Genomic DNA, 5,264 nt, shown 5'->3' on the forward strand with positions numbered 1-5,264 from the left:
GTCGGGCCGAGCCGACCCATGCCCCGGGCGGTCCCGGCGGCGAAGCTCCGCCCCGCTGGCCGGGCACCGCGGCTCCCGGACCGGGCCCGCAGGGAGGTTCCGGCGCTCCCCCCACGCCCACCGTGGTCGACCGACCGCCCCCGAACAGGGGCCAATTCGACCCGCCGCCCCCGGCGCACCGAGCCGACCGGCTCCGGCTGACTCCTCGCCCCCGCCGGTCGCCGACTCGCCGACCGCGCTCATTCCGCAGATCGCCGCCCGATCGGCCAACTCCCCGGCCAACCCGGTTTCACCAGCCACCCCCGACCGGGTGTCGGCGGCCGGGCAGGACGGCTTCGCTCCGAGCGGGCCGAGCCGCGTCCCGCCGTCCGGGCCCGGCCGCCCGCCGACCGCTGGATCGGACCCGGCCGCCACCGCGCTGATCCCGACCGTGTCCGGCGCCCCCGCCAGCAGGCCGCCGACCATGGACTCGACCGCGCTGATGGGTGCCGTTCCCCGCACCGCCGTCCCCGAGGAGTCGACCGGCGACGGCCCTGCCGACCCTCCCCAACCCCGACGCGGCGAGCGGGTGGTTCAACTCCGCCCACACCAGACCGGTGAGGGCTACAAGAGCGTCTACTCCGAGCTCACCCGCCCCACGCTCGCCTCGCGGGTGCGCACCGGCGTTCGGGTCACCGGCGAAATTCTGATCACCTTCGGCCTGGTGGTGCTGCTCTTCGCCGGGTACGAGGTCTGGGGCAAGTCGGCAATCGTCGACGCCCACCAGAACGACCTCACCAACGAGCTGGCTCAGGCCTGGGGCCCGACCGGTGACCCGACCGTCGTCCCGTCCGCCGGGCCGAGCGCCAAACCGTCCCCACCGGTACGCGGCAAACCACTCGCCGGGCTCTACATCCCGAAGCTGGACAAGAACTGGGTCGTCGTCGAGGGCGTCACCCAGCAGGACATCCGCTTCGCGCCGGGCCACTACCCGGCCAGCGCGCTGCCCGGCCAGGTCGGCAACTTCTCCGTCGCCGGTCACCGTAACCGGGCCACCTTCTGGCGGCTGGACGAACTCGACGACGGCGACCCCATCGTGGTCGAGACCAAGACCGACTGGTACGTCTACCGGGTGTCGCAGTCGCGGATCGTCCGGCCGACCCAGGTCGAGGTGGTGGCGCCGGTCCCCGGCGAGCCGGACAAGAAACCGACCAAGCGGATGCTCACCCTGACCACGTGCAACCCGAAGTTCGACAACTACCAGCGCCTGATCATCCACGCCGAACTGGACCGCACCCAACCCAAGTCCGCGGGACGTCCGGCGGAGCTGGGAGGCTGACCGATGTACGCGTTCATCTGGCGCAAGCTGCCATTCGGCCTGGCCGGAAAGCTGACCGGCTCGGTGCTGCTGGTGGCGGCGACGGTGGCCCTGCTGTGGTATGTCGCTTTCCCCTGGGCCGAACCCCTGCTGCCCTTCGACGACGTGCAGGTCGAGTCCGGCGTACCCGCCGAGACCGGCGGCGGTGACCCGGTGACCGTCGAGACCCCGACCGGCGACGAACACGACCTGCCGTACGACACCGACCAGAACAATCCAGCGCCGTCCTCCCCGAGCAGGTGACCATGCGCATCCTCGTGATCGACAACTACGACTCGTTCGTCTTCAACCTCGTCCAATATCTGGGCCAGCTCGGCGTGGACTGCGAGGTCCGCCGCAACGACGAGATCGACGTCGCCGAGGTGGGCACGGTCGGCGCCGACGGCGTCCTGCTGTCACCCGGGCCGGGCAGCCCCGACCGGGCCGGCATCTGCCTGGACGTCATCCGCGAGTACGCGGGCAAGCTGCCGATCTTCGGCGTCTGCCTCGGTCACCAGGCGATCGGTGAGGCGTTCGGCGCGACCGTGACGCGCGCCCCCGAGCTGCTGCACGGCAAGACGTCCGAGGTGCGGCACCACTCGGTCGGCGTACTCGCCGGCCTGCCAGACCCGTTCACCGCCACCCGGTACCACTCGCTCGCCGTGCTGCCCGAGACGCTTCCGGACGAGCTGGAGGTCACCGGTTGGACCGGATCGGGGGTGGTGATGGCGATGCGGCACCGGACGCTGCCCATCGAGGGCGTCCAGTTCCATCCGGAGTCGGTGCTCACCGAGGGCGGTCACCTGATGCTGGCCAACTGGCTGGCCAGGTGCGGTCACCAGGAGGCGCTGGAGCGGGCACCCGCGCTGGCCGCCGAGGTCGACGCCCGTCGGCTGGCCGCCTTCGCCACGGCCTGAGGCCCGCCCGCCCGGAAGCCGCCGCGCGCCCGCCGCTGGAGGTCGGGTCGCCGCTTGCCTGCTGGAGGCCGGGTGGCAAGCGGAGGGACCTCCGCCACGCGGGTCAGCTCCGCGGTGCCTGTCCGGCGGGTCAGCTCCGCGGTGCCGGTTCGGCCCGTCAGCTCCGCAGTGCCTGCTCGATCGCCGGGTCGGCCGGCGAGCGGACCGCCGGCGGGCGGTCGCGGACCGCGTCCAACGCCGCCTTACCACTGGCAAAGTAGTCCCGGATCGACTTCTCGGCGAGCAGGGCGGGCCCGCAACCGTCGCAGCGGGCGGTCACCCCGTCGACGTCGAGGCCGAGGTGCCGGCACAGCGTCACCGCCCGGGACAGGTGGTAGGACTGGGTGACGATCAGGGCCCGCTGGACGCCGTACACCTCACGAGCCCGGGCGCAACTGTCGTAGGTGTCCAGGCCGAACGGGTCGGCCACCACCCGGCGTGGATCCACCCCGAGTTCGGCGAGGTACGTCGTCATCACCGCCGGCTCGTCGCCGGACGCGCCACCACCGTCGCCGGACACCAGCACGACAGTGGCCCGCCCGCCGGTCACCAGCCCGGCGGCGGTCTCCAGCCGGCCGGCGAGCCGTTCCCCAGGCCGCTGTCGATCAGCCGCGACGGCGGTGCCGAGGACGATCACCACGTCGGCGGCCGGCGCGTCGGACTCGTCGTACCGGTGGCCGCGGGCGGAGAACGTCGTCCACAACCACGGCAGGCTGGCGAGCAACAGCACGACCAAGCCCGCTACGGCCAGTCGCCGGAGGCGTCGAGGCCACCGCCGCACCGCCCCGGCCGGGGGCGCTGCCGGATCGGTCATGTCGGGCGGCGGCCTATTCCTCGGATGGCCGACCCGGCGGGGGCGGGAACGGCAGACCGACGCCACCCCCGTTGCCCGGAGTCGTCGGCGTCACCGATGGGGTGCCGCTCGGTGTCCCGGTGGGCGTCGGGTCGACGACCTTCTCCGGGATGCCGATCTCGATGGTCACCGTCCGGTTCCTGGCCAGCGCGGTGCCCGGCTCCGGGCTCTGCTTCTGGACCCGCCCGGCCTGGTCGGCCGGCACCTCGTCACCGTCACGGAAGGAGACCTTGTAGCCCGCCTCCTGAAGCTCCTCAGCGGCCTCGTCCCGAGTGGAGTTGAGAACGTTCGGCACCTTGCTGACGTTGCCCTTGGAGACCTCGACGACGACCTTGCTGTCCTGCGGCACCGTCGTCCCCGACGGCGGAGTCAGCTTGATGACGATCCCCTCCTGGGCGGGGTTGTCGACGGGCTTCTCGTCGACCTTCAACCCCAGGTCCTCGAGCTGGGTCTTCACGTTCTCGAACTGCGAGTTGACCAGGTGCGGGGGGATCTTCACGTCCGGCTTGCCGCCGCAGATCTGGAGGGTGACGGTGCTCGCCTGCTTCAGCCGGGTGCCCGGCTCAGGACTCTGCTTGGCGACGGTGTCCTTGGTGCAGTCGTTGGCCAGCACCGCCTCGCCCACCTGTGGCTTGAATCCGAGCTTGCTGATCTCTTCGACCGCGGCGGCCTGGCTCTTGCCGGTTAGGGTGGGGACCGCCTTCAGGTCCTTGTCCTGCTGCTGGCTCCAGAGCAGGGCCGCGACCAGGGCGATCACCGCCAACACGCCGACCGCGCTGAACGTCGCGATCAGCCAGGAGGACGCCTTGCGCTGCCGCGGGTCGCCGACCCGAGCGGGGATCTGCCCGGTCTGCGGCCCACGGGAAGCAGCCGGGTAACCGCCTCCGCCGCCGGCCGGGGCCATCGCCACCGTCTCCGCCTCGCGCAGCACCGGCGTCGCCAGCACGGGCCGGCCAGCGGCGGCACGAAGCAGGTCGGCACGCATCTCGCCGGCGCTCTGGTAACGGTTGAGCGGGTTCTTCGACAGCGCCTTGAGCACGATCGCGTCGACGGCGGGGGTGACGTCCGGGTTGATGTCGCTCGGCGTCGGAGGCGTTTCCCGTACGTGCTGGTAGGCCACACTCACCGGGCTGTCCCCGACGAACGGCGGATGCCCGCAGACCAGCTCGAAGAGCACACAGCCGGCCGCATACACGTCGGAGCGGGCGTCGACGGCTTCACCGCGGGCCTGCTCCGGGGACAGATACTGGGCCGTGCCGATCACCGCGCTGGTCTGCGTCATGGTGGTCGCGCCGCTGGCCAGCGCGCGGGCGATGCCGAAGTCCATCACCTTGACCTGGCCGGTTTGGGTGAGCATCACGTTGCCGGGCTTGATGTCCCGGTGGATGATCCCGTGCCGGTGGCTGAACTCCAGTGCGGCGCACATGTCGGCGCAGATCTCCAGCGCCCGACGCGGTTGCAGCCGCCCCTCGGCGCCGAGGACCTCCTTCAAGGTCCGCCCGTTGACGAACTCCATCACGATGAACGGCAGTGTCTCGCCGGTCGGCGCGGTCTCCTCGCCGGTGTCGTAGACCGCCACGATCGCCGGGTGGTTGAGCGAGGCCGCGTTCTGCGCCTCCCGACGGAATCGCATCTGGAACGTCGCGTCCCGGGCGAGGTCGGTGCGGAGCATCTTGATCGCGACGTCCCGACCGAGCCGGAGATCGCGACCGCGGTGCACCTCGGCCATGCCGCCGTAGCCGAGCAGCTCGCCGACCTGATACCTGCCACCGAGCAGGCGGGCCTGCGCTGTCATCGCGTCTGTCGTCCTTCGCTCGTCGTCGTCCCGCCGTCGCCGGGCTGGACTCGTACCTCCCGACGGTACGACGTCCGGGTGGAATCGTCGCGCCCGTCGGGTCGTAGCGCGCCGGACGTCACGGTGCGCGCTGCCAGACCGGCGGGTGCACCGGCCTGCGACTGCTTCCGCAGGTTGTAGGAAATCACGCCGGAACAGAGCAGGACCAGCACGGCAATCAGGATGGCGAGGAGCACCATGCCGGGCCGGGACCGCTGCGGCTCGGATGCCGGCACCCCCGGACCGGCCGGCCGGGCGTACGCCGGCGGGTGGTCCTGCCGGGGC

General features: G+C 71.9%; 5 protein-coding genes and 1 pseudogene. 3 read left to right on the top strand and 3 right to left on the bottom strand.

What is annotated here, in order from left to right; translation table 11 throughout:
- The first annotated feature begins 463 nt into the window (after positions 1-463).
- From JM949_RS40080 to JM949_RS33225, 3 genes are read left to right on the top strand one after another with little or no spacing between them, the layout of a single operon-like run.
- A complete protein-coding gene (locus JM949_RS40080) occupies positions 464-1,318 on the top strand; it encodes a class E sortase (protein ID WP_203152005.1) in 855 nt (284 codons plus the stop codon).
- A gap of 3 nt (positions 1,319-1,321) precedes the next feature.
- On the top strand, positions 1,322-1,600 hold the full coding sequence (locus JM949_RS33220) for a hypothetical protein (protein ID WP_203152006.1): 279 nt from the start codon (positions 1,322-1,324) through the stop codon (positions 1,598-1,600).
- Positions 1,601-1,602: 2 nt separating this feature from the next.
- Entirely contained in the window at positions 1,603-2,253 is a 651-nt protein-coding gene (locus tag JM949_RS33225) for an aminodeoxychorismate/anthranilate synthase component II (RefSeq protein ID WP_203152007.1), read from the top strand.
- A 157-nt stretch (positions 2,254-2,410) separates the two neighbouring features.
- On the opposite strand, the gene JM949_RS33230 is transcribed toward JM949_RS33225, so the two are convergent.
- The 3 genes and pseudogenes from JM949_RS33230 to JM949_RS33240 form a co-directional block, all read right to left on the bottom strand.
- Entirely contained in the window at positions 2,411-3,106 is a 696-nt protein-coding gene (locus JM949_RS33230; protein WP_203152008.1) for a SanA/YdcF family protein, read from the bottom strand.
- 13 nt (positions 3,107-3,119) lie between these two features.
- The gene (pknB, locus tag JM949_RS33235; RefSeq protein WP_203152009.1) at positions 3,120-4,940 is read right to left on the bottom strand and encodes a Stk1 family PASTA domain-containing Ser/Thr kinase; all 1,821 of its coding nucleotides are present in this window, start codon (positions 4,938-4,940) and stop codon (positions 3,120-3,122) included.
- Positions 4,937-5,264 (bottom strand): annotated as a pseudogene (locus JM949_RS33240) (serine/threonine protein kinase); the annotation flags it as partial. The pseudogene JM949_RS33240 and the gene pknB, both read right to left, overlap by 4 nt.

This window comes from Micromonospora tarensis (assembly GCF_016803395.1).
In the GTDB taxonomy this organism is placed as follows: Bacteria; Actinomycetota; Actinomycetes; order Mycobacteriales; family Micromonosporaceae; genus Micromonospora; species Micromonospora tarensis.

Bases quoted from the DNA above. Each gene is read 5' to 3' on its own strand.
- pknB (WP_203152009.1), bottom strand. From the start codon at position 4,940: ATGACAGCGCAGGCCCGCCTGCTCGGTGGCAGGTATCAGGTCGGCGAG.
- JM949_RS33230 (WP_203152008.1), bottom strand. From the start codon at position 3,106: ATGACCGATCCGGCAGCGCCCCCGGCCGGGGCGGTGCGGCGGTGGCCT.
- JM949_RS33225 (WP_203152007.1), top strand. From the start codon at position 1,603: ATGCGCATCCTCGTGATCGACAACTACGACTCGTTCGTCTTCAACCTC.
- JM949_RS33220 (WP_203152006.1), top strand. From the start codon at position 1,322: ATGTACGCGTTCATCTGGCGCAAGCTGCCATTCGGCCTGGCCGGAAAG.
- JM949_RS40080 (WP_203152005.1), top strand. From the start codon at position 464: ATGGACTCGACCGCGCTGATGGGTGCCGTTCCCCGCACCGCCGTCCCC.